Genomic DNA, 21,284 nt, shown 5'->3' with positions numbered 1-21,284 from the left:
CATGAAGCTCATCGACTCGATCGTCACCCAGGCGGCCGGGATCGCCGCCATTCGCCGCGACCTGCATGCCCATCCCGAACTGGCCTACGAGGAAGTGCGCACCGCCGATGTCGTCGCGGCCCGCCTGACCGAATGGGGCATTCCCATCCACCGCGGCCTGGGCACCACCGGCGTGGTCGGCATCGTCAAGAACGGCAGCAGCGACCGCGCCGTGGGCCTGCGCGCCGACATGGATGCCCTGCCCATCAACGAACTGAACACCTTCGACCACGCCAGCAAGCATGCCAACAAGATGCACGCCTGCGGCCACGACGGTCACACCGCCATGCTGCTGGCGGCGGCCCAGCATCTGGCGAAGAACCGCAACTTCGACGGCACGGTCTACCTGATCTTCCAGCCGGCGGAAGAAGGCGGCGGCGGCGCCAAGCGCATGATCGACGACGGCCTGTTCGAGAAATTCCCGATGGAGGCCGTGTTCGGCATGCACAACTGGCCCGGCATGGCGGCCGGCCAGTTCGCCGTCAGCCCCGGGCCGGTGATGGCCTCGGGCAACAAGTTCTACATCACCGTGCGCGGCAAGGGTGGCCATGCCGCCCTGCCCCACACCACCGTCGATCCGGTACCGATCGCCTGCGAAATGGTGCAGGCCTTCCAGACCATCCTGACGCGCAAGATGAAGCCGCTGGATTCGGCCGTCATCTCGGTGACGACCGTGCATGCGGGCGACACCAACAACGTCATCCCCAACGACTGCGAGCTCACCGGCACCGTGCGCACCTTCTCGGTGGAGGTGCTGGACATGATCGAGGCGCGCATGCGCAAGATCGCCGAGCACATCTGCGCCGCGCACGATGCCGAATGCGACTTCGAGTTCGTGCGCTACTACCCGCCCACCATCAACACCGCGCCCGAGGCCGACTTCGCCCGACAAGTGATGGCCGGCGTGGTGGGCGAGGCCAACGTGCTGCGCCAGGAGCCGGCCATGACCTCCGAGGACTTCGCCTTCATGCTGCAGGCCAAGCCCGGCGCCTATGCCTTCATCGGCAACGGCGACGGCAGCCACCGGCCGCATCTGCATGGCGAAGGGCCCTGCGTGCTGCACAACGCCAGCTACGACTTCAACGACGAGCTGATCCCGCTGGGCGCCAGCGTGTGGGTGAAGCTGGCCGAGGAGTTCCTGGCCCAGCCCGCGACGGCGCAGAAGTGATGGACGCCGCGCAGGCCTTCTCGCCCAGCTACGCGCTGGCGCGGCAGAAATTCCTGGCGGCCTGCGTGTCGGCCGGCATCCCGGTCGAGACCCATCCCCTGCCCTTGCCCGGCGCCGACGGCGAAGCGTTGGCCCTGGACGTGGCGCGCGATGGGCCGGCCGATGCCGAGCGGGTGCTGATCGTGACCAGCGCCTGCCATGGCGTGGAGGGCCACTGCGGCAGCGGGGTGCAGGTGCATGCGCTGCACGACGCGGCCTGGCGCGCGGCGGCGCGCGATGCCGGCGTGGCGGTGGTCTACATCCATGCGCTCAATCCGCACGGCTTCTCGCACGGGCGGCGGGTGACGCAGGAGAACGTGGACCTCAACCGCAACTTCCAGGACTTCTCGGCGCCGCTGCCCGTCAACAAGCCCTATGCCAAGCTGCACGCGCTGCTGCTGCCGCCGCAGTGGCCGCCCGCGCCCCGCGACCAGGAGGCGCTGGAGCACTGGATCGCCAAGCACGGCATGGGCGAGTTCCAGGCCGCCGTCACGCAGGGCCAGTACGCCTTCGCCGGCGGCATGTTCTTCGGCGGGCAGGCGCCAACCTGGAGCCAACGCACGCTGCGGCAGGTACTGCGCCAGCATGCCGCCCGCGCAAGGCGCCTGGCCTGGATCGATCTGCACACCGGGCTGGGGCCCAGCGGCCTGGGCGAGCGCATCTTCGCGGGCCGCAACGACCCCGCCGCCTACGCGCGCGCCAGCGCCTGGTGGGGCGGCGGTGGCACGACGCCGGTCACCTCCATCTATGACGGCAGTTCGGCCTCGGCCCTGCTCACCGGGCTGATGTGGAGTTCGGCCTACGAAGAATGCCCGCAGGCCGAATTCACCGGCATCGCCATGGAATACGGCACCGAGCCGCTGATGGAGGTGCTCACCGCCATGCGCGGCGACCACTGGCTGCATCTGCATCCCGAGGTCGCGCCGGAGCTGGCCCAGTCGATCCACCAGCGCATGCGGGCGGCCTTCTACACCGACACGGATGTGTGGAAGCAGCGCATCGTGGACCAGGCGCGCGAGGCGCTGTTCCAGGCAGCCGAAGGGCTGCGCGGCTGAGCGTTGGTAACGCGGGGCGTGCAGCCCTGCACGCGGCAATGCCGAGGGGTTGGGATGGGAGAGACAGGACGCCGGTGGCTCAGCCGGCGATGCGCGCGGCGCGGTCGCCGGCAATGACCAGCAGGCCGTCCATGATGAGCGACTCCACCAGTTCGAACTCCACCGACATCGACGGCGCCATCTTCCAGCCCGCGCCGCCGGTCATGTAGCAGGCGGGCTCGGCCCCGCAGTGGCGGCGGACGTGCTGCACCATGCGCTCGACGGCGCCGGCGATGGCATAGGTGCCGCCGCTGGTGAGGGCATCGCTGGTGTTGGTCGGAAACTCGCGCACCTCGCCGGTGGGCACATGCAGGCCGGCGGTGCCCGACTCCAGCGCGCGCAGCATGATGCCGTGGCCGGGCAGGATCAGGCCGCCGAGGAACTTGCCTTCGGCATCGATGGCCTCGACCGTGACCGCGGTGCCCACCATCACCACCACCATCGGCCGCGGCCGGCCGCCGGCCACCTGCGCCAGCATGCGATGGCGGGCGCCGATCATGGCCACCCAGCGATCGGCACCCAGACGCGTCGGATGGTCGTAGCCGTTGACCATGCCGCACTCGGCCGCACTCGACACCACCCAGCGCGGCTCGAAATCGAAGCTCTCCTCCACCTGCTCCTCGGTGCGGCGGCGCACCGCGTCGCCCGCGACCACGCAGCCGATCATGGCATCGGGCCGCACGGGCAGCGAGGCCCAGGGCCCTTCGGACAGGCGGTCGATGTGGTCCAGGAACTCGGCCCCCGAGGCCAGCGGCACGCTGCCTGGCTGGGCCTGGGCGTAGAGCGCCCACTTGAGCCGCGTGTTGCCGATGTCGAGTGCGAGGAGGGAAGGCATGGGCGGGCATTATTGCCCCGCCGCCTGACCGCGCCCCGGCTTGCGCCGGATCAGGAGGACCGCACTGCAGCCGTCCTACTAGGGAAATCCGGAATTTCCCGGACAAGTCCGGTCCCTACCATTCAGGTCCTTTTCACCCTCTGTCGGAGCAGTTTCGAATGAAGAAGACCATCGCCCTGGCCGCCCTTGCCGCCCTCACCTTCGGCGCGCAGGCTGCCGACTTCCCCGATGGCAAGACCATCACCTTCGTCGTGCCCTTCGCGGCGGGTGGCCCGACCGACAAGGTGGCACGCGACCTGGCCGAGGCCATGCAGAAGGCCCTGGGCGCCACCATCGTGGTGGACAACACCGCCGGCGCCGGCAGCACCATCGGCAATGCCAAGGTGGCCCGCGCCAAGAACGACGGCTACACCCTGCTGGTCACCCACGTCGGCATGGCCACCACCCCGGTGCTCTACCGCAAGCTCAGCTACAACTGGGAGACCGACTTCGAGTACCTGGGCATGATCAACGACGTGCCCATGACGCTGATCGGCAAGCCGCAGCTCGAAGCCAACAACTTCAAGGAGCTGCAGACCTGGATCGCTGCCCACAAGGGCAAGGTCAACCTGGGCAACGCCGGCATCGGCTCGGCCTCGCACCTGTGCGGCCTGCTGTTCCAGAGCGCGCTGAAGGCCGAGATGACGACCGTGCCCTACAAGGGCACCGCGCCGGCCATCGCCGACCTGATGGGCGGGCAGATCGACCTGCTGTGCGACCAGACCACCAACACCACCGGCCAGATCGAGGCCAAGAAGGTCAAGGCCTATGGCGTGACCACGCTCAAGCGGGTGAACACCCCAGCGCTCAAGGACATCCCGACGCTGGACGAGCAGGGCCTGAAGAACTTCCAGGTGACGATCTGGCACGGCCTGTACGCGCCCAAGGGCACGCCGGCACCGGTGCTCAAGAAGCTCAACGACGCGCTCAAGACCGCGCTGAAGGACCCGGACTTCATCCGCCGCGAGGAAGCCCTGGGCGCCGTGGTGGTGAGCGACAAGCGCAGCGACCCGGCCGAGCACAAGAAGTTCGTGCAGTCCGAAGTGGCCCGTTTCGGCCCCGTGATCAAGGAAGCCGGCGTGTACGCCGACTGATCACAGGCCCGCACCAACGACAAAGGCCCGCCAGCGATGGCGGGCCTTTGTCGTTCAAGACACGCCTCCTCTTGTGGAAGCGCGCAGCCTGGGGGAGGCTCCTTACTTCGGTCGGATGGCGTCGGCGGTGCCTTGAATGAACGCCTTGATCGCCTCCACATCCTCCATGCTCAGCTTGCCCGTGAAGTCCGGCATGCCCCGCGACATGGCCGGCCCCTTGAAGACAAACTTGTCCAGGTTCTCGATGTAAGGCGCCCCGAGGTAGCCCAGGTTGGGAATGTTGCCGCCGCGGTCCACGCCCGGCACGCCATGGCAGAAGACGCAGTTGCTCACGTACAGCCCCGTGCCGGCCTGCACCTTGGCGGGGTCGTACTTCACGCCCTGCAGCAGCTTGTCCATGCGGTACTGCACGAACTCGGGCATCTTGGCCGTGCCGCCCACCGCGAAGGTGTAGACGGTGCCGGGCCCCTGCCGCTCGCTGGCGCGCTGGGCCAGTCCGTACACGCCGCCCCAACCCACGGCCACCGACACATACTGCTTGCCGTCGACCATGTAGGTGGACGGCGCCGCCACCACGCCGGTGCCGGTGGGCGTCTCCCACAGCTTCTTGCCGTCGCGGGCGTCATACGCCACCAGCCGGCCGTCGGCCGTGCCCTGGAAGACCAGGTTGCCGGCGGTGGTCAGCGTGCCGCCGTTCCAGGGCGAGACATGCTCGACGCCCCAGGCCTCCTTCTGCTTGACCGGGTCCCAGGCCACCAGGCGGCCCATGGGCTTGCTCTTGGGCGGCTCGGCATTGGCGAACTTGGCGAGGTTCCAGCCCAGGTCTGAATGCGGACGCAATGGCGCGTTCTCGTTGAACTTCCAGTCCTTGTCGTCCATGAGCGTGATCGGCACATGCTGCGCAGGCAGGTAGACCAGTCCCGTCTTGGGGTTGAAGGACATCGGATGCCAGTTGTGCGCACCGAAGGGACCGGGGATCGAGTCGTTGGGCTTGGTGCCGTCCCGGGCGGCGGCGACCTCGATCGGCCGGCCGTTCTTGTCGTAGCCCGTGGCCCAGTTCACCTCGACGAAGTTCTTGGCCGAGATGAATTTGCCGTTGGTGCGGTCGATGACGAAGAAGAAGCCGTTCTTGGGCGCATGCAGGATCACCTTGCGCGGCTTGCCGTCCAGCTTGATGTCGGCAAGGATCATCGGCTGGGTGGAGGTGTAGTCCCAGTTGTCGCCGGGCGTCTCCTGGTAGTGCCACTTGTACTTCCCGGTGTCCGGGTCCAGCGCCACGATGGACGCCAGGTACAGGTTGTCGCCGCCGGCCGGGCTGCGCTTGCTGCGCGCCCACGGCGAGCCGTTGCCGGTGCCGATGTACATGGTGTTGAGCTCGGGATCGAAGGCCATGGTGTCCCACACCGTGCCGCCGCCGCCGCTTTCCCACCACTTGCCGGCCGGGTCCCAGGTCTTGGCGGCCCGGGCCTGGGCCTCGTCCTCGAAGGGCTTGGACGGGTCGCCCGGCACGGTGAACCAGCGCCACTTCTGGTCGCCCGTCTCGGCGTCGTAGGCGGTGATGTACCCGCGCACGCCGTATTCGGCGCCACCGTTGCCGATGATGACCTTGCCCTTGAACACCCGCGGCGCGCCAGTGATGGTGTAGCTGCGGGCATGGTCGATGAGCGTGTCCTTCTCCCACAGCTTGTTGCCCGTGGCGGCGTCGAGCGCGATCAGCCGGCCATCGAAGGCACCGACGTAGACCTTGCCCTTCCACAGCGCCACGCCGCGGTTGACCACGTCGCAGCAGCCACGGTAGCCCTTGGCGCGGTCGACCTGCGGGTCGAAGCTCCACAGCCGCTGGCCGGTGCGCACGTCGATGGCATGCACCACGCTCCAGGAGGCCGTCACATACATCACGCCGTCGACCACCAGCGGCGTGGCCTCGACGCCGCGCGTGGATTCGAGGTTGTACGACCAGACCAGGCCCAGTTGGCCCACATTGCCGGTGTTGAGCTGGTCGAGCCGGCTGTAGCGGGTCTCCGCGTAGTCCAGGCCCACGCTGGGCCATTCGGGCGTTTTCTGGGCATTAGCCCGGATGAAGTTGCCGTCGACCTTGGCGGCCGGTGCCGCCTTGGGAGCGGTGGTCTGGGCCTGGACCAGGCAGGCCCAGGCAGCCAGCGCCGCGAGCGCAAGAAGCCTCATCGTGTGTCTCCTTCTCGGTTCTTGGTTGAAGCGAACGCCTTCGAGGATGCCGCCGCGCAGGGGGCCCTTTCACCCTCGGGAATTCCCGGGTGCTGGCCTGTTCCATTGCGGAACACAGTCGGCCGCAGCCGAAGGAGGTTCCGCTTGCCGACTGCCACACTCACCGGTGCCCACACGCCGCGCCAGCTGTTCGCCACCACGCCCGAAGAGCGGACTGCACAGGCACGCACGCGCTTTTTCGACGAAGGTGACCGTCCCTCAGGTCTGGTGGCGGAGGAGGTGCTGCAGTCCTGGATGCGTTGCCGCCGTCGGCACGAGAACCCCGGCCGCACCATCGCCTTCGATCCGGTCACGCCCAGCCGGCTGCACGGCGCACTGTCGCGCAACCGAGCGTTGCTCGACGCCGCGGCCACCGAGATCGCCGCCATGGAGGGCGCCCTGTCGGGCACGGACTGTCGCGTCATCCTCACTGATCGCGAGGGCGTGCTGCTGCATGTCACGCACCATCCCATGGCACCGCAGCAACCGGTGCTGGGCCGTACGGCCCGGCTGGGGGTCAACCTGGCCGAGTCGGTGGTGGGCACCACGGCACCGGGTATCGTGCTGTGCACCGGGCAGGCCAGCACGGTCGAAGGGGGCGAACACTACTTCGACACGCTCCGCCAGGTGCACTGCGCCGCCGCGCCGATCCGCGGGGTGGACGGCCGCCTGGCGGGCGTGCTGGACCTGTCGGTGGAGTCGCGCCGCTTCGGCTTCGATGCCGGCTCTATGGTGGGTCTGTATGCCACCGTCATCGAGAACCGGCTGCTTGCCCGCCAGTCCGGCGAGCATCTCGTGCTGCGCTTCCAGGCCAGCCCTGCGCTGCTGGGCACGCCGCTGGAAGCCATGGCCGGCGTGTCGCAGGATGGGCGCGTGGCTTGGCTGAACACGGCAGCCTCGCGCCTGCTCGGGCCCTTGCCGCGCGATCCTCTGGCGCGCTCGGCCGTGCGCTTCTTCGGCCGCGACCTGCACGGGTTGCTGCGGCTCGGGGGCGGCGACGGGGCCAGGCCGCTGCGCCTGACGAGCGGCCTGGGTGTGTGGGCACAGGTGCGTCTGCCCGGCAGCGATGGCCTCAACCTGCGTCATGGCGTCGCCTTGTCGAGCCCGACACGCACGCCGCCTCCGGCGCCCCTGCCCGATGCGGGAGGCATAGAGCCTGCACCTGCCACGCTGCGCGGCCTGCAGCAGGACCTGATCGAACGCACGCTGCAGGAAAGCGGCGGCAACATCGCCCGCGCCGCGCGCCAGCTCGGGGTGTCGCGTGGCACGCTGTACCGCCGACTGCGCCAGCGGCCCCAGCCCGGCTGACAGGGAGCCCGGCAGCGGCCGACCCAGCGGGCAGGCTCATGCCGCCCCCATGCGGGTCTCACCCAGGCTGTCGCCGCAGCGTCCTCGCCCCGCCGGGCACGCGCGCTAGCATCACCCGACCGGCCGCTCGAGCCGGATCCGCAGAAGCAAGAGGAGACAAGCCCCGTGACATCCACGACCAGCGGCCCCATGGCCCTGGCGCTGTACCGCACCATGCAGCGCATCCGTGCCTTCGAGAACGCGGCCGAGACGGCCAGCCAGGGCGGCGTGAGCGCCTATGGCCAGCAGGCCGGCGGCGCCGCCCGCGTGCGCGGCCCGCTGCACCTCTCCACCGGCCAGGAAGCCGTGCCCGCCGGCGTCTGTGCCCATCTGCGGCCCAGCGACTACCTCACCTCCACCCACCGCGGCCACGGCCACACGCTGGCCAAAGGCGCCGATCTGGCGCGGATGATGGCCGAGCTCTTCGGCAAGGCCACCGGCTTCAATGGCGGCAAAGGCGGCTCCATGCACATCGCCGATTTCTCGGTGGGCATGCTGGGCGCCAACGGCGTGGTGGCGGCCGGCCTGCCCATCGCGGTGGGTGCGGCGCATGCGCAGAAGCTGCGCAGCCTGCTGCCCGGCGGCGGCGCCAGCGACGACATCACCGTGTGCTTCTTCGGTGACGGCGCGATCAACCGGGGACCTTTCCTCGAAGCGCTCAACTGGGCGCAGGTGTACGGCCTGCCGGTGCTCTTCGTCTGCGAGGACAACCGCTGGAGCGCCACGACCGCCAGCGGGCCGATGACGGCCGGCGACGGCGCCTCGGCCCGCGCCGTGGCGCTGGGCATTCCCGCCACGCCGGTGGACGGCAACGACGTCTTCGCCGTGCACGAGGCCGCCGGCCGGCTGGTGGCAGAGGTGCGCGCCGGCCAGGGTCCACGACTGCTGCATGCCCTCACTTACCGTGTGAAGGGCCACGTGTCGGTGGACGTGGCCGCCTACCGCGACCCCGCCGAACTGGCCGCCGCGCTGGAGACCGATCCCATCGCCCGTGCACGCGCCCGCCTGCGGGCCGATGGCATCGAAGAGGCCCGGCTCGTGCAGATCGAACGCGAGTCCCTGGACGAGGTGCAGGCGGCCCTCGACGCCGCCGATGCCGCGCCCTGGCCCGAGGCTGCCGCCGCCTTCACCGATGTGCAGACCACGGGAGCCGGCCAATGGCGATGACGACGGACGATTCGACGGTCCACGCGGTGCACGACTGGAGCTACGCCCAGGCCGCCGCGCAGGCACTGGGCCAGGCGATGGCCGAGGACGCACGCGTGGTGGTGCTCGGCGAGGACGTGGGCCGGGGCGGCATCTTCGGCCAGTACCAGGGGCTGCAGCAGCGCTTCGGCCCGCAGCGCGTGATCGACACACCGATCAGCGAGGCGGCCATCATGGGCGCCGGCGTCGGCATGGCACTGGCGGGTTTGAAGCCGGTGGTCGAGATGCGGGTGGTCGACTTCGCGCTCTGCGGCATGGACGAGTTGGTCAACCAGGCGGCCAAGAACCGCTTCATGTTCGGCGGCCAGGGCCGCGTGCCAATGGTGGCGCGCATGCCCGGCGGCATCTGGGACGCCTCGGCCGCGCAGCATTCGCAGTCGCTGGAAGCCTGGTTCGCGCATCTGCCGGGGGTGGTGGTGGTCAGCCCCTCCACGCCGCAGGACAACCATGCATTGCTGCGGGCCGCGCTGGACTGCGGCGACCCGGTGGTCTACATCGAGCACAAGACGCTGTGGGGCCAGCGCGGCACCGTCAATCCGCAATTGGCCGTTCCGCTGGGGCGCGCGGCGCACCGGCGCCATGGGGATGCCCTCACGATGGTGAGCTGGAGCCGACAGGTCCAGGTGTGCGAAGCGGCCTGCGCGCGACTGGCGGCCGCCGGCATCGCCGTCGACCTGATCGATCTGCGCACGCTCTGGCCCTGGGACCGGGAGACGGTGCTGGACAGTTGCGGCCGCACCGGCCGGCTGCTGGTCGTGCACGAGGCGGTGCAGGCCGCCGGATTCGGGGCGGAAATCGCGGCCACGGCGGCCGAGGCGACGGGCTGCCGCATCGCGCGCCTCGGGGCACCGCGCATTCCGGTGGGCTATGCGCCGGTGCTGGAGGCGCAGTCCCGGGTAGGGGTGGAGGCGATCGAGGCGGCGGCGCTTCGGCTGGTGGGCTGAATCGATGGCGGCATGCCGACTCGCGGCGGCACGGGCAGGCCGGCTGCGCGGCGGCAGCGACGATGCGCGCCGCGCCTGGACGCGGCGGGCCGCCGACTCATTCGCCGCTCCCTCGCGCTCAGGCGTCGACCTGTGCCATGCACAGATGCTGCAACTGCTGGAGATGCGAACGGAAGGCGACCGCCGCCACCCAGTCCCTGACCTCGAAGGCCGTGCGGGGCGGCTGACCCGCCTGTTCGGCCACCAGCACGAGATAGCGCCCGGTGTCGGGGTCGGTGTCGAAGCGTACCGAGATCGCCGGCAGCGCCAACGAGGCGGGTTCCGACGCGCCCTGCCATTGCAGCCGGCAGTCGGCACCCATCGCCACACGCATCGGAGGGCCGCCACCCTCCCCCAGGCGCCGGTTGAGGGCCTGCACATGTTCGGCAGGCCCCATGGCGTCGAGGGCCATCACATCCTCGGTCGGATAACCGTCCATGCACCCTGCCGCCAACAGACAAAAAGCGGCGGCCGGCAGGCAGGCGGCGGCTGCGCGAAGGCGGGAGGCGACGGTCATCGAGCGGGAGGTCGAAAGCGATTTCGCGGCAGCGTGCGGGCAGCCGGAAGGGAGGCGCATGCGAAAGGCAGAGATTGTGCCGACTCCCCACGCGCCACCGCGTATTCACGGCGTGGACGAGAGGGGTTTTCACCCATCGAGGCGCTGTCTCGCCCAGGTAAAACCAGGCCTTGGCCTTTTCCCCGGATGGCGCCTTCGCACGAAGGCGCGCCGCCGCGGCCCTTCGCGCAGGCGGCTCCGGGCCTTCCCCCTCGTCAGGAGACTTCCCTCATGCATTCCATCCCGCGTCGCCGCCTCGTGGCCGTGGCCTCCCTCGCTGCCGTGCTGCTTGGCGCCGGCGGCATCGCCCAGGCGCAGGACACATGGCCCACCAAGACGGTGCGCATCGTCGTGCCCTTCGCGCCGGGCGGCACCACGGACATCCTGGCCCGCGCCGTGGCCCCGGAACTCTCCAAGGCCTTCGGCCAGCAGTTCATCGTGGACAACCGCGCCGGGGCCGGCGGCAACGTCGGCGCCGAGATCGTGGCGCGCTCCGCACCCGATGGCTACACGCTGCTGATGGGCACCGTGGGCACGCACGGCATCAACCGTGCGCTGTATCCCAAGCTGCCCTATGACCCGATCAAGGACTTCGTGCCCATCACGCTGGTGGCCTCGGTGCCCAATGTGATGGAGATGAACGCCGACAAGGCCAGGCAGTACGGCATCCAGAACGTGCAGGACTTCATCCGCTATGCGCGTGCGCATCCGGGCCAGCTCAACATGGCCTCGAGCGGCAGCGGCACCTCCATCCACCTCGCAGGCGAACTGTTCAAGAGCATGACCGGCACCTTCATGACGCACATCCCGTACAAGGGCTCCGGGCCCGCGCTGCTCGACATGGTGGCCGGCAATGCCGACGTGATGTTCGACAACCTGCCTTCTTCCATGCAGCAGATCAAGGCCGGCAAGCTCAAGGCGCTGGCCGTGACCAGCAGCCAGCGCTCGGCCGCCCTGCCCGACGTGCCGACCGTGGAGGAGGCTGGCGGACCCTCGCTCAAGGGCTATGAAGCCAGCTCCTGGTTCGGCCTGCTGGCGCCGGCCGGCACTTCGCCTGAGATCGTGCAGCGCATCCAGCAGGAAGTGGCCAAGTCGCTGGCCACCGCTGCCGTCAAGGAGAAGATGCTGGCCCAGGGTGCCATCCCTGGCGGCAACACGCCTGCGGCCTTCGCGCAGCACATCGAGCGCGAGCATGTGAAGTGGGCCCAGGTGGTGAAGGCCTCGGGCGCCAAGGTCGACTGACCGCGCCGCCATGAAAAAGGCCGCATGCGATGCATGCGGCCTGATTTTCTCGGGGTGAGGGATCGAACGGGCTCAAGCGCCCCAGACGATGTCCTTGCCCTCGCCGTGCGATTCCTTGAGCATGTGCAGCAGCGGCGTGACCCGCTGATGCAGCGACACATGTTCCTGCTCGGCACGTGCGTCGTGGTCCTCGACGGCATGGGCGTCGTGGTTGCCATGACTGGCCATCTTGGCTTCATTGGCAACCGCGGCCTCCAGCGCCGAGATGGCGGCGGGCATCTGGTCCACCGTGATGACGCCGGGCGCGCCGGGCGTCTTGCCGATGATCTCGAGAAGATGGCGGGCGCTCGGTTCGAGCATCACCACGTCGGCCGAAGCCTGGGACTTGAAGCGGTACAGCATGCGGGTACTCCTTTTCGCACTTGTTTGTTGTTGTGACCTGCGCCCATGGCCGCGGTTCCCGGGCCACGCATTTACGCCGTTCCTACCGCGGCGCGTACATGTAATCGCGCGAGAAAGGGTATAGCGACTGGGCGCCGCGCATGGCGTGGGACGAAATCTTGCCGTCGGGTCGGGCCGACAGCATTTGATGCAAGGCGATCCATCCCTGTTCGAAGCTCATCGCGCAACCCGCAAGGTAGAGGCGATAGGCCCGCAGGATGCGCCCGCCACGCTCGGCACCTGCGGTGACTTCAAGCACTTCGCGCGCCTTGTCGAGTTGAGCCTCAAGGGCGTCGGACCAGGCCCAAAGCGTGCGGGCGTAATGCGGCCGCAGATTCTCGGTATCGACCATCTCCAGATCTGCGTGCGCCGTCTCGCGCAGCACGGTCGTCACGTGCAACAACTCTCCGCCCGGGAAGATGTACTTTTCGATGAAGTCCCCCATGCCCGCGCCCAGTTGACGGTAGTCGAGCTGGCCCGAGGTGATGCCATGCTGCAGCGTCAGGCCTCCAGGCGCGAGCAGCTTACGCACATCCTGGAAATAGGTTCCCATGTTGGCACTGCCCACATGCTCGAACATTCCCACGGACGAGATCTTGTCGAAAGGCTGCTCGGCTGAGAGTTCACGATAGTCCATGAGGCGGACGCGCACCCGGCTCTCCAGGCCCCGCAGCGCAATCAGCTTCTCCACATGCGCATGCTGGTTCTTCGACAGGGTGATGCCGGTGGCATCCACGCCGTAGTGCTCCGCCGCCCACAGCAGCAGTCCGCCCCAGCCCGAGCCGATGTCGAGGTAGCGCTCGCCCGGCTTCAGGCGCAGCTTGCGGCAGATGTGGTCGAGCTTGGCCTCCTGCGCCTGGGCCAGCGTCATCGCCTCGTCGCGGAAGTACGCGCACGAATACACGCGGCGCGGATCGAGCCAGAGGGCGTAGAAGTCGTCGGAAACGTCGTAGTGAAACTGGATCTGCTCGGCGTCGCGTCGCAGCGTGTGCGAGCCACGGGACTTGGCGTTGCGCAGCAGGCGCGTCCACCAGCCAGTGTCGCTTTCCACCGGGTTGTCGGGCATGAGCGCGGCGGCAGCGGCCATCAGATCGCGCATGGAGCCTTCGATCTCCACGCGGCCTTCGACATAGTCCTCGCCCACACTGCCGATCTGCCGCGCAGCGAGCTTGGCCAATCCGGTCCAGCTCGAGAAACCCAGCCGCACCTTGGCGCCAGGGGTGTCGATGCGGTGGCCGTCGGGCAAGCGCAGCGATACAGGAATGGGGAGAGAAACGAGTTGAGACTCGATCTTCTGAACCAGGCTCTGCATGGCGAGCCATTGTGCAGAAAGTTTCCGAATTGTGCAGACGCGCACGCGCCCCGCGCGCTCTCGGCTGCAAACGGACAAAAAAAGGGCCTTCCGAAGAAGGCCCTTGAATTTGGTTGCGCGAGGGGGATACGAACATTGGAGACGTGTCTCCCTTACCTCCGTGACCCCCCGCTCACAGCCATCAAGTAACGTTTAGCTACACTTTTCCCTACTTCCTACGGGCAGGAGTGCCTGTCGACGGCAGTAAACAGCCTCAGAACGGCCTCCTTCAGATCCGTCCGCCGCTGCGGGATGTGCTGCTCATCCGTTCCAAAACGCAGCTGCAAGTGAGCATGATGGTCTCCTTGGCCGTCCGATGGATCATGGACTACCTCCACCGAATCGCCATGCTGCGTACGAATGTCACGAATGTCGCCAACGTTGGCAGTCGCAGCACCTTCATAGGTCCATACCTGCTTGGTCGTGCGTTTCTCAGCCTGGCGTGCACAGCCCCAAGCATGCACCTCAGCTAGGGACGGCATGTACTTGCGCCAAACTACCGACTCAACATAGTCGGGTTTCTTGAACAGAAACACTCGTTCGTCGATGAACCTTTCCTCAGCTCGGTTCCACTTCTCCGGCGAATCAATCGTTTTACTCACGGAGTCTTCAGATGGGATGACTTCCACCATAGATGGAGTAATTCACGCCGGTATTGCAGCCAAAAAATCTTCCTCGACTACACCCATAAATTGGCGTTCATCAAGGTAAGACGCACTGCGAGTTCCAGCTGAAATGACACCGTACAACATTTCATCGTTGATAGTTATCAGTGTTCGCCCGCTACCTTCAACGTCCCACGCCATCTGAAGGCCACCATCGCCATCAGGCGACACCTTTGGAAGGCTCCGAGTAGTGGGCAATGATCTGATAAACCATCCCGCGTACATGGAAGTTTTCAGCGATATTTGATCCAGTTCATGGAGACGACGAAAGATTCCCATGAGCGTTCGCTTATGCTCTTCCCGCTCGCTCACTTCAGACGTGATGACTAGGTCAGGCAATGCTGGCGCAGATCTCGGCGCCATTGTTTGTCTCTGTTCGTCTCGCTCGGAGGACTGAGAAGTTATCACCCTACCGGCAGCCTTGTGTGGCAAACGAAGAAGTGCGCGCTTGACGTGCCTTACGTTCACATCATAAGAGTCAAGCAACGTGTTGTCAGACCAACTCATCGTGGCACAAAGGTCAGGAGCCTGAGAGTAATTGCTAGCAAAATACGTCATTAGGATGTCCTTTCCCAGATGCTATGGAACTTGGCATCAGTCATGTCAGCGAAGCCATGAGTAATCCATTCATGAGCGGTATCGAACCATTTCCGGTAATCAGAATGGGCGGTATCGGGCAACATCCCGCGCGCAGTGATTTCTAGCCTCACTCCCTTTTTACCTGTAGCCCTATTACGCGCAGTTCCTGCCAAGATATGTAGCCGGCCCGCTGAATCAGGTAGCGTATATACCTCTTTAAAGGTGCAGGCTTCAGGATCAGGAAGAAAGCGGCTGTCCGAACGTTCTCTTACATGATCTTTGAAGAGACCATGAAAGCCATCCTCTACAAAATTAAAATAGCTCAATTCGAATTGAGTCAGCGTTGGCTCTCCGAGATCTTGATCGACAAGGAAGCGGCGGAAACGATTCCATTGAACGTCGAAATCGGAAATAACCTGCTCATAGCTCGGATACGCCGGACTACCCGTAACCCGCTTCCAATTAAACAGGAAGCGATCCTCTTGTATTTGCAGAAGATGCGTGCCTTCTTGATTAATCAGCCACGCTCTTCTCAAAGGCGGGAGCGCAACTGTCTGGAACTGAATGGATGGGTCCGTTGAGTCCGACTCGCCTGGCAACTCCACCGTGTGCGCGACGGGCTCAGCATCGTCACAACGAGGGAACTCCGAACTCACCAGCGACCAGTACAAGCCAACATGAGCTGTCTTGAGAGGCTTGGGCAACTGGAAGGCAACGCCACAAGCAACCTCCACCACAGGAGGCTTGTCGAACTTCACTGGCTCACGCATAGACACAGTCATCAAGTCCTATCTGAATCAAATTGTAACCATTACAAGATAGCCGACCCTGTACACGGAGGTGAGTGCTCTGTCCTGACGTAAAGGTACCAGGGCTCCACCTCTGCAAGCGGCGCGCTTGGCTAGAGCGCCGTCACTGGCATTCGGAGTACCTTAGGGTACCTAAGTGGCGGTTGTAATCGAAAAAACAAAGAAAAACACGTAACGCTGCCTACACCCTTTGCCGGATGGATTCCCGAAGGAACACAGCGCATGAAACGCCGGCGACCTTGTCGTAATTCTCGCTCGGTCAAGCGTGCAGGCTCGGTGGGGGCTAGACCGCGCGCCGGCGGGGTGGGGTGGGGTCCGGCGACCCTCGGTCGACGCGGCAATGCCCCAGGGCCGCCCCTGGCCGGCCGCAGGCGCGCGCGCGGCGCTGCGCGCGGCCTCGCGGGTCGGACGGGCGAAAAAAAGGGCGCCTGCGGGCGCCCTGCTCATGGGTGGCGGTGGATCACGCGGGCGGCGGCAGCCCAGGCAGGTCGGTAAACCTCACCAGCTCGTCGCCGGCCCACTCATTCAGCTCGCGGAAGCGGGTCATCAGCGGCCGCACCTCGTTCTGCACGAACACCGCCAGCGCGTCGGGCGCATTGCCGAAGCCGCCGGCGTTGGTGGGCACGATGCCGAGCAGTCCAGGCGGCACGCGGTGGGCGGCGAGCACGTCGTCCTTCGACACGTTCTTGATGGCCTGGAAGTCATCCTTGGCCGCCACCTCGCTGACGGGGATCAGCTTCAGCCCGTCGGCCTTGCCGCCGGGCATGTGCAGGAAGAGATTCCGGAAGTTGCCCGGCCCCTTCGAGTTCTTGAGCGCCTGGCGCAGCGCGTCGGCGTCGCTGTTGTCGATCTGGCCGTCGGTCATGTACAGGATGAAGCCCGCGTGCGAGCCGTTCGCGTAGTACTTCCGCCGGAACAGCGTGGCCGCCTCGTTGAGCCAGGCCGACTGCAGGGCGCTGATGTACTCGGGCAGCCCATAGATCTCCTGGTTCACGTCATCCTCCCTCAGGTGGAAGACCGACCCCGGCGCGAACTCGTGCTCTTCCGGCCAGCCGCGCACGAAGAAGAAGTGCCCGGCCTCTTCACCGCGCCGCGTGTACTTGGCCAGCGAATGCCGCAGCCCCATCGCCCGCCCGGTCATCGCCCGCGGCTGTTCGAGGTAGGCATTGCCGAACACCAGAAAGTCCAGCACCCACGCGCCAAAGGTGGCGCTCGAAAGCCGCGGGTGCGGCTGGAACATGGCCTTGAGCAGGTTGCGCTTGAGGAAGATGGCCGACCCGTGGTGCGGCGACGCGCGGAACGCGCTGGCCAGGCCTTCCCACGGCAGCGGCGGCTCGTACCACTTCCCATTGAAGGCAGACTCCACGTAGTCGAGCAGCTGCAGCCGGCTGACCGGCTCGGGGTCGCCGAAGCTGAAGGCCTCGACGGTGGTGCCATCGCTCTGCGTCATCAGCGTGGTGGCCGAGGCCACGGGTGCGGTGCGCGTGACCTGGCCGGCCGGGGTGCGGCGTCGTTTGCTCATCCAAAAATCTCCATGCGAGAGGTGCCGCCGATCACGTCGCCGGCGAGCGTTTCGTTGTCGAGCGCGTGCATCGTTGCCCACGCCAGATCCGCGTGGCCGGTCTCTTCCGAGCGGCCCGAGTCGTAGGTGACATTCCGGCCGCTGGCCGTCAACACGCGCTTGATGGCCATGAACGACGCGGCCAGGTCGGTCCAGCCCGCGTCGAACTCGAGACGGCCCTTGTGGATCACCTGCTGCGCCTTGAGCACGAGGCGCTGCTTGACCTCAATGCTGTACTGGTAGCCCTTCACCTGCGGGAAGAACTTCTCCACGATCTGGAACACGCCGGCGCCGAGGCCTGTCTTGTCGATGCCGATGTGCACCACGTTGTATTGCTGCGTGATGCGGCGGATCGCCTCGGCCTGGGCCTCGAAGTCCGAGCCCTTGAACTGCTCGCGGTGAAGCACGCGGAACTTGCCGCCCGGCTGCCGTGGCGGCGCAACGACCACCAGCGCGGCCGCGTCGCCCTTGTCCGACGGGTCGTAGCCCACCCACACCGGGAAGTGCGCATAGGGCCGCGCCCACAGGGCCTTGAAGTCACTCCAGACCTCCCAGCTGTCCACCATGCACGCCTGCATCTGGGCCAGCGTGAACAGCGACAGGCTGTCATCGATGAACTGGCACATGAACAGATTGGCGAACTCGTCGAGGCTGTATTCCTCGCGCAGCTCGGCGATGTCGAAGAGGTCGAACCCCATGCGCACGGCGTCTTCCACCGTGACGATGTCCCGCCACTTCCGATCCGGGCCCAGTTTGCCGCCGCGCAGCGCCTTGTGGCTGGTGTCGATGACGACCCGCTCACCCTTCGCGCGGCCCTTATTGCGGTCGTCGCCGGTCCAGAAGCCATAGGCCTCGTGGGACATGGCCGAGGGCGTGGAGAAGTAGGTCTTGCGCCAGTGCTTGTGCGCCGCCATGGCGCTGGCCAGCTTGTTGATGACCTTAAACCGCGGAACCCAAAAGAACTCGTCGAAGTAGAAGTCGCCGTGATACGACTGGGCGGTCATCGCGTTGGTGCCCAGGAAGATCAGCTCGGCGCCGTTCCAGAGCTTGATGTTCTCGCCCTTCAGCTCGACGTCCACCTCTTTGGCGAAGTCCACGATGTAGCTGCGGAACTGGTGCGCCTGCGACTTCGACGCCGACAGAAAGAGCTTGTTTCGCCCCTCCCTGGCCGCCGACAGCAGCGCCTCGCGCGAAAAGTAGAAGGTCGCCCCGATCTGCCGCGACTTGAGCACCATGCGCAGCCGCTGGGCCTGCTGGTCGAACCAGTTCTGATGGAACGGGAAGTTCGACTCGCGCAGTTTGGACTCCAGCAGCGCGAGCTGGTCCTCGCTGAACTCGTTGCGCTTCGGCTTGCGCTTCGGCGCCGCATTGCGCGCAGCGATATTCGGATTGAGGTCGCCCTCCTTGCCCGTCTGCTGGTACTTCTCTACGCGCGCCGTGCGCTCCAGCTGCCGGCCCAACAGGTCGATTTCTTTGTAGTCGCCGCCAGTCTTGTCCGTCTTCAGGATGAGCTGCACAAGCCGCACTTCGAGCGCCCCGTTGACGCGGTCGAGCGGCTGGTCGTCTTCCCACTTGTCGGCATCCTTCCAGCCATAGACGGTGGACCCCGGCACGCCCAGGTGCTCGCCGATCTGCTTGCACTTCCAGCCCTGCCAGAAGAGGAAGCGGGCCGCCGTGCGGGGTTGCGCCTGCGGCGTCAAAGTGGCAATCTGGGTCGACTCAGTGCCCGTCACGCTGCCAGCAACGGCAGCAGGCGCCGCCACCTTGGCGGCGCGCGGGGCCCGGCCTCGCTTGCGCGGCGCGGCCTTCTTCGCGGCAACAGGAGCGGCTCGGCGAGCACGGCCGAGCCCGGCGGGTTTCACGGGCATGCCGCCGAGGTTGCCCGCGCGCGCGTGGCGCGGCCATCGGCTGCATCAGTCCCCGGCACTGCGACATGCAGCGCGCATTGAGGCCGCATCCCCCCTCCGACACCATTGGCTGGTCGCCTTCCACACCACCAGCGAGCCAGCCAATGTCCACTCCCGCCGCCGCCAAAAAGGTCTCCAAGTTCTTCCGCGTTGCCGTCGAAGGCGCGACCAGCGATGGCCGCGTGATCGACCGACAGATGCTGGAGCAGATCGCCGCCAGCTACGACCCGAACGTCTACGGTGCCCGCATCAACATCGAGCACATCCGGGGCTACAGCCCGAACAGCGATTTCAAGGCCTATGGCGATGTGCTGGCGGTCAAGACCGAGCAGGTGGACATCGGCGGCGTGAAGAAGCTGGCGCTGTTCGCGCAGATCTCGCCCACCGACGAGCTGGTCGCCCTCACCAAGGCCCGCCAGAAGATCTATTCGTCCATGGAGGTGCGGCCCCGCTTCGCCGACACCGAGAAGGCCTATCTGACCGGCTTGGCAGTCACTGACAACCCGGCGAGCCTGGGCACCGAGGTGCTGGCCTTCGCAGCGCAGAACCCGAACGCCAATCCGTTTAAAGGCCGCAAGCAGCAGGCCGACGACCTGTTCACCGTGGCGGAAGAAGCCGCCATCGAATTCGAGGACGTGGCGGCGCCCGATGCCGGCATCGTCGAGAAGTTCAAGACGGCCATCAGCGGGGCTCTGGCCAAGTTCGGCGCGAAGACCGCCACCGACGACGCCCGCTTCGCCGCAGTAGCCGAAGGCTTCGAGCAGCTGGGCGAGGCCTTCGCCGCTCACGCCGGCGAGGCCACCAAGCAGCTGAGCGCCGCCGAGAAGACCATCGCCGAGCTGCAGGCGACCGTGAAGGATCTGCAGGCCAAGTACTCGGCCCTCGACAACACCCCCGCCACCACCCAGCGCCCGGCCGCCAACGGTGGCAACGGCCTGGTCCCCACCGACTGCTGAGCTGCCCGGCTCCCATCCCTCACACCCATCACCACCACCCGAGTCCGAGGCAGCAAACCATGCGCAAAGAACTCCGCCAGGCCATCGACGCCTATTTCGCCCAGCTGGCCACCCTGAACGGCGTGGCCAACGTAACGCAGCGCTTCAACGTCGTGCCGCGCGTGCAGCAGACGCTGGAGACCAAGATGCAGGAGTCGAGCGACTTCCTGAGCCGCATCAACATCATCGGCGTCACCGAGCAGATCGGCGACAAGGTCGGCGTCGGCGTGTCCGGCCCCATCGCCAGCCGCACCGACACCACCGGCAACGGCACCCGCCAGCCTCGCAACGTGCTGGCGCTGGATGACACCCGCTACCAGTGCGTGCAGACCAACAGCGACACCTTCATCCGCTACGCCACGCTCGACGCCTGGGCCGGCTTCCCCGACTTCCAGACTCGCGTGCGTGACGTGATCCTGCGCCGCCAGGCTCTGGACCGCATGATGATCGGCTTCAACGGCACCAGCGCCGCAGCAACCACCAACATCGGCGCCAACCCGCTGCTGCAGGACGTGAACAAGGGCTGGCTGCAGCAGATGCGCGAGCACGCGCCCGAGAACGTGATGACCGGCGGCAAGGTCGCCGGCACCGTCACCATCAGCGCGGACCCCGCCACCCGCGACTACGCGAACCTCGACGCGGTGGTCTTCGACGCCATCACCATGCTCGATCCCTGGTACCAGCAGTCGCCCGACCTGGTGGTCGTGGTCGGTCGCGCGCTGATGCACGACAAGTACTTCCCGCTCGTCAACACCCGCCAGGCGCCGACCGAGACGCTGGCGGCCGACATCGTCATCAGCCAGAAGCGAATCGGCGGCCTGCAGGCGGCAGCGGTTCCGTTCTTCCCCGACAACAAGCTGATGATCACCTCGCTGCAGAACCTGTCGATCTACTACCAGCGCGATGCCCGCCGGCGCAACCTGAAGGACGTGCCCGAGCGCGACCGCATCGAGAACTACGAGTCGAGCAACGACGCCTATGTCGTCGAGGACTACGGCTTCGCCGCTCTGGTCGAAAACATCGAGATCGTCGACTGAGCCCGGCGCCTTGCGGCGTGACAACTGTCTGCCGCATGTCTGACGCGCACGCCGCGGCACACCACCGCCGCGGC

The 21,284-nt window shown here is 66.6% G+C and carries 19 protein-coding genes; 9 read left to right on the top strand and 10 right to left on the bottom strand.

Annotated elements, in window-relative coordinates; translation table 11 throughout:
- The first annotated feature begins 1 nt into the window (after position 1).
- Together KBC94_RS08015 and KBC94_RS08010 are read left to right on the top strand one after the other, a co-directional pair.
- Positions 2-1,207, top strand: a complete 1,206-nt coding sequence (locus KBC94_RS08015) for a M20 aminoacylase family protein (RefSeq protein WP_294368369.1) — start codon at positions 2-4, stop codon at positions 1,205-1,207.
- Complete coding sequence (locus KBC94_RS08010; RefSeq protein ID WP_294368367.1) at positions 1,204-2,301, top strand: M14 family metallopeptidase; 1,098 nt, start codon at positions 1,204-1,206, stop codon at positions 2,299-2,301. The genes KBC94_RS08015 and KBC94_RS08010 overlap by 4 nt, the downstream gene beginning before the upstream one ends.
- A gap of 79 nt (positions 2,302-2,380) precedes the next feature.
- On the opposite strand, the gene KBC94_RS08005 is transcribed toward KBC94_RS08010, so the two are convergent.
- Entirely contained in the window at positions 2,381-3,175 is a 795-nt protein-coding gene (locus KBC94_RS08005) for a type III pantothenate kinase (protein ID WP_294368363.1), read from the bottom strand.
- A gap of 158 nt (positions 3,176-3,333) precedes the next feature.
- Between KBC94_RS08005 and KBC94_RS08000 the strand changes: the two genes are divergently transcribed.
- The gene (locus KBC94_RS08000; RefSeq protein ID WP_294368361.1) at positions 3,334-4,308 is read left to right on the top strand and encodes a tripartite tricarboxylate transporter substrate-binding protein; all 975 of its coding nucleotides are present in this window, start codon (positions 3,334-3,336) and stop codon (positions 4,306-4,308) included.
- A 102-nt stretch (positions 4,309-4,410) separates the two neighbouring features.
- Here KBC94_RS08000 and KBC94_RS07995 read toward each other — a convergent pair whose 3' ends face one another.
- Positions 4,411-6,492: a PQQ-dependent dehydrogenase, methanol/ethanol family gene (locus KBC94_RS07995; protein WP_294368359.1), complete on the bottom strand. Its 2,082-nt coding sequence runs from the start codon at positions 6,490-6,492 to the stop codon at positions 4,411-4,413.
- A gap of 144 nt (positions 6,493-6,636) precedes the next feature.
- Between KBC94_RS07995 and KBC94_RS07990 the strand changes: the two genes are divergently transcribed.
- From KBC94_RS07990 to KBC94_RS07980, 3 genes are all read left to right on the top strand, one after another.
- Positions 6,637-7,839: a helix-turn-helix domain-containing protein gene (locus tag KBC94_RS07990; protein ID WP_294368356.1), complete on the top strand. Its 1,203-nt coding sequence runs from the start codon at positions 6,637-6,639 to the stop codon at positions 7,837-7,839.
- A 189-nt stretch (positions 7,840-8,028) separates the two neighbouring features.
- Complete coding sequence (locus KBC94_RS07985) at positions 8,029-9,045, top strand: thiamine pyrophosphate-dependent dehydrogenase E1 component subunit alpha (protein WP_294368419.1); 1,017 nt, start codon at positions 8,029-8,031, stop codon at positions 9,043-9,045.
- On the top strand, positions 9,036-10,028 hold the full coding sequence (locus KBC94_RS07980) for a transketolase C-terminal domain-containing protein (protein ID WP_294368354.1): 993 nt from the start codon (positions 9,036-9,038) through the stop codon (positions 10,026-10,028). Before KBC94_RS07985 ends, KBC94_RS07980 begins: the two co-directional genes overlap by 10 nt.
- Positions 10,029-10,146: 118 nt before the next feature.
- Here the strand turns inward: KBC94_RS07980 and KBC94_RS07975 are convergent, their stop codons facing one another.
- Positions 10,147-10,584: a hypothetical protein gene (locus KBC94_RS07975; RefSeq protein WP_294368352.1), complete on the bottom strand. Its 438-nt coding sequence runs from the start codon at positions 10,582-10,584 to the stop codon at positions 10,147-10,149.
- A 270-nt stretch (positions 10,585-10,854) separates the two neighbouring features.
- Between KBC94_RS07975 and KBC94_RS07970 the strand changes: the two genes are divergently transcribed.
- On the top strand, positions 10,855-11,865 hold the full coding sequence (locus KBC94_RS07970) for a tripartite tricarboxylate transporter substrate binding protein (RefSeq protein ID WP_294368349.1): 1,011 nt from the start codon (positions 10,855-10,857) through the stop codon (positions 11,863-11,865).
- Between the two features lie 72 nt (positions 11,866-11,937).
- Here the strand turns inward: KBC94_RS07970 and KBC94_RS07965 are convergent, their stop codons facing one another.
- The 7 genes from KBC94_RS07965 to KBC94_RS07935 form a co-directional block, all read right to left on the bottom strand.
- Positions 11,938-12,267 (bottom strand): DUF1840 domain-containing protein, encoded by a 330-nt coding sequence (locus KBC94_RS07965; RefSeq protein ID WP_294368346.1) that lies wholly within the window; start codon positions 12,265-12,267, stop codon positions 11,938-11,940.
- Between the two features lie 82 nt (positions 12,268-12,349).
- The gene (locus KBC94_RS07960; RefSeq protein WP_294368343.1) at positions 12,350-13,618 is read right to left on the bottom strand and encodes a class I SAM-dependent methyltransferase; all 1,269 of its coding nucleotides are present in this window, start codon (positions 13,616-13,618) and stop codon (positions 12,350-12,352) included.
- Positions 13,619-13,833: 215 nt separating this feature from the next.
- Positions 13,834-14,259, bottom strand: coding sequence for a hypothetical protein (locus KBC94_RS07955; RefSeq protein ID WP_294368340.1), 426 nt, complete (start codon positions 14,257-14,259; stop codon positions 13,834-13,836).
- Between the two features lie 42 nt (positions 14,260-14,301).
- The gene (locus KBC94_RS07950; RefSeq protein WP_294368337.1) at positions 14,302-14,601 is read right to left on the bottom strand and encodes a hypothetical protein; all 300 of its coding nucleotides are present in this window, start codon (positions 14,599-14,601) and stop codon (positions 14,302-14,304) included.
- Positions 14,602-14,879: 278 nt separating this feature from the next.
- Positions 14,880-15,659 (bottom strand): TIGR04255 family protein, encoded by a 780-nt coding sequence (locus KBC94_RS07945; RefSeq protein ID WP_294368334.1) that lies wholly within the window; start codon positions 15,657-15,659, stop codon positions 14,880-14,882.
- A gap of 511 nt (positions 15,660-16,170) precedes the next feature.
- Positions 16,171-17,232 carry a phage portal protein gene (locus KBC94_RS07940; protein ID WP_294368332.1) on the bottom strand — a complete coding sequence of 354 codons (1,062 nt, stop codon included), beginning with the start codon at positions 17,230-17,232 and terminating at the stop codon, positions 16,171-16,173.
- A complete protein-coding gene (locus KBC94_RS07935; protein WP_294368417.1) occupies positions 17,229-18,980 on the bottom strand; it encodes a terminase family protein in 1,752 nt (583 codons plus the stop codon). The genes KBC94_RS07940 and KBC94_RS07935 overlap by 4 nt, the downstream gene beginning before the upstream one ends.
- A gap of 302 nt (positions 18,981-19,282) precedes the next feature.
- On the opposite strand from KBC94_RS07935, the gene KBC94_RS07930 reads away from it, so the two are divergent.
- Both KBC94_RS07930 and KBC94_RS07925 read left to right on the top strand, forming a co-directional pair.
- Entirely contained in the window at positions 19,283-20,134 is an 852-nt protein-coding gene (locus KBC94_RS07930; RefSeq protein ID WP_294368330.1) for a GPO family capsid scaffolding protein, read from the top strand.
- A gap of 59 nt (positions 20,135-20,193) precedes the next feature.
- Positions 20,194-21,210: a phage major capsid protein, P2 family gene (locus KBC94_RS07925; RefSeq protein ID WP_294368296.1), complete on the top strand. Its 1,017-nt coding sequence runs from the start codon at positions 20,194-20,196 to the stop codon at positions 21,208-21,210.
- The last annotated feature ends 74 nt before the right edge of the window (positions 21,211-21,284 follow it).

This window comes from Pseudacidovorax sp. (assembly GCF_017991995.1).
Classification (GTDB): domain Bacteria; phylum Pseudomonadota; class Gammaproteobacteria; order Burkholderiales; family Burkholderiaceae_C; genus Xenophilus.
The sequence above is the reverse complement of the archived record's forward strand: the minus strand, read 5'-3'. Positions and strand labels throughout refer to the sequence as shown.

Excerpts from the sequence above, each read along its gene's own strand:
- KBC94_RS08015 (WP_294368369.1), top strand. The coding sequence starts at position 2 with ATGAAGCTCATCGACTCGATCGTCACCCAGGCGGCCGGGATCGCCGCC.
- KBC94_RS08005 (WP_294368363.1), bottom strand. The coding sequence starts at position 3,175 with ATGCCTTCCCTCCTCGCACTCGACATCGGCAACACGCGGCTCAAGTGG.
- KBC94_RS08000 (WP_294368361.1), top strand. The coding sequence starts at position 3,334 with ATGAAGAAGACCATCGCCCTGGCCGCCCTTGCCGCCCTCACCTTCGGC.
- KBC94_RS07995 (WP_294368359.1), bottom strand. The coding sequence starts at position 6,492 with ATGAGGCTTCTTGCGCTCGCGGCGCTGGCTGCCTGGGCCTGCCTGGTC.
- KBC94_RS07985 (WP_294368419.1), top strand. The coding sequence starts at position 8,029 with ATGGCCCTGGCGCTGTACCGCACCATGCAGCGCATCCGTGCCTTCGAG.
- KBC94_RS07980 (WP_294368354.1), top strand. The coding sequence starts at position 9,036 with ATGGCGATGACGACGGACGATTCGACGGTCCACGCGGTGCACGACTGG.
- KBC94_RS07975 (WP_294368352.1), bottom strand. The coding sequence starts at position 10,584 with ATGACCGTCGCCTCCCGCCTTCGCGCAGCCGCCGCCTGCCTGCCGGCC.
- KBC94_RS07970 (WP_294368349.1), top strand. The coding sequence starts at position 10,855 with ATGCATTCCATCCCGCGTCGCCGCCTCGTGGCCGTGGCCTCCCTCGCT.
- KBC94_RS07965 (WP_294368346.1), bottom strand. The coding sequence starts at position 12,267 with ATGCTGTACCGCTTCAAGTCCCAGGCTTCGGCCGACGTGGTGATGCTC.
- KBC94_RS07960 (WP_294368343.1), bottom strand. The coding sequence starts at position 13,618 with ATGCAGAGCCTGGTTCAGAAGATCGAGTCTCAACTCGTTTCTCTCCCC.
- KBC94_RS07950 (WP_294368337.1), bottom strand. The coding sequence starts at position 14,601 with ATGGGAATCTTTCGTCGTCTCCATGAACTGGATCAAATATCGCTGAAA.
- KBC94_RS07940 (WP_294368332.1), bottom strand. The coding sequence starts at position 17,232 with ATGAGCAAACGACGCCGCACCCCGGCCGGCCAGGTCACGCGCACCGCA.
- KBC94_RS07930 (WP_294368330.1), top strand. The coding sequence starts at position 19,283 with ATGTCCACTCCCGCCGCCGCCAAAAAGGTCTCCAAGTTCTTCCGCGTT.
- KBC94_RS07925 (WP_294368296.1), top strand. The coding sequence starts at position 20,194 with ATGCGCAAAGAACTCCGCCAGGCCATCGACGCCTATTTCGCCCAGCTG.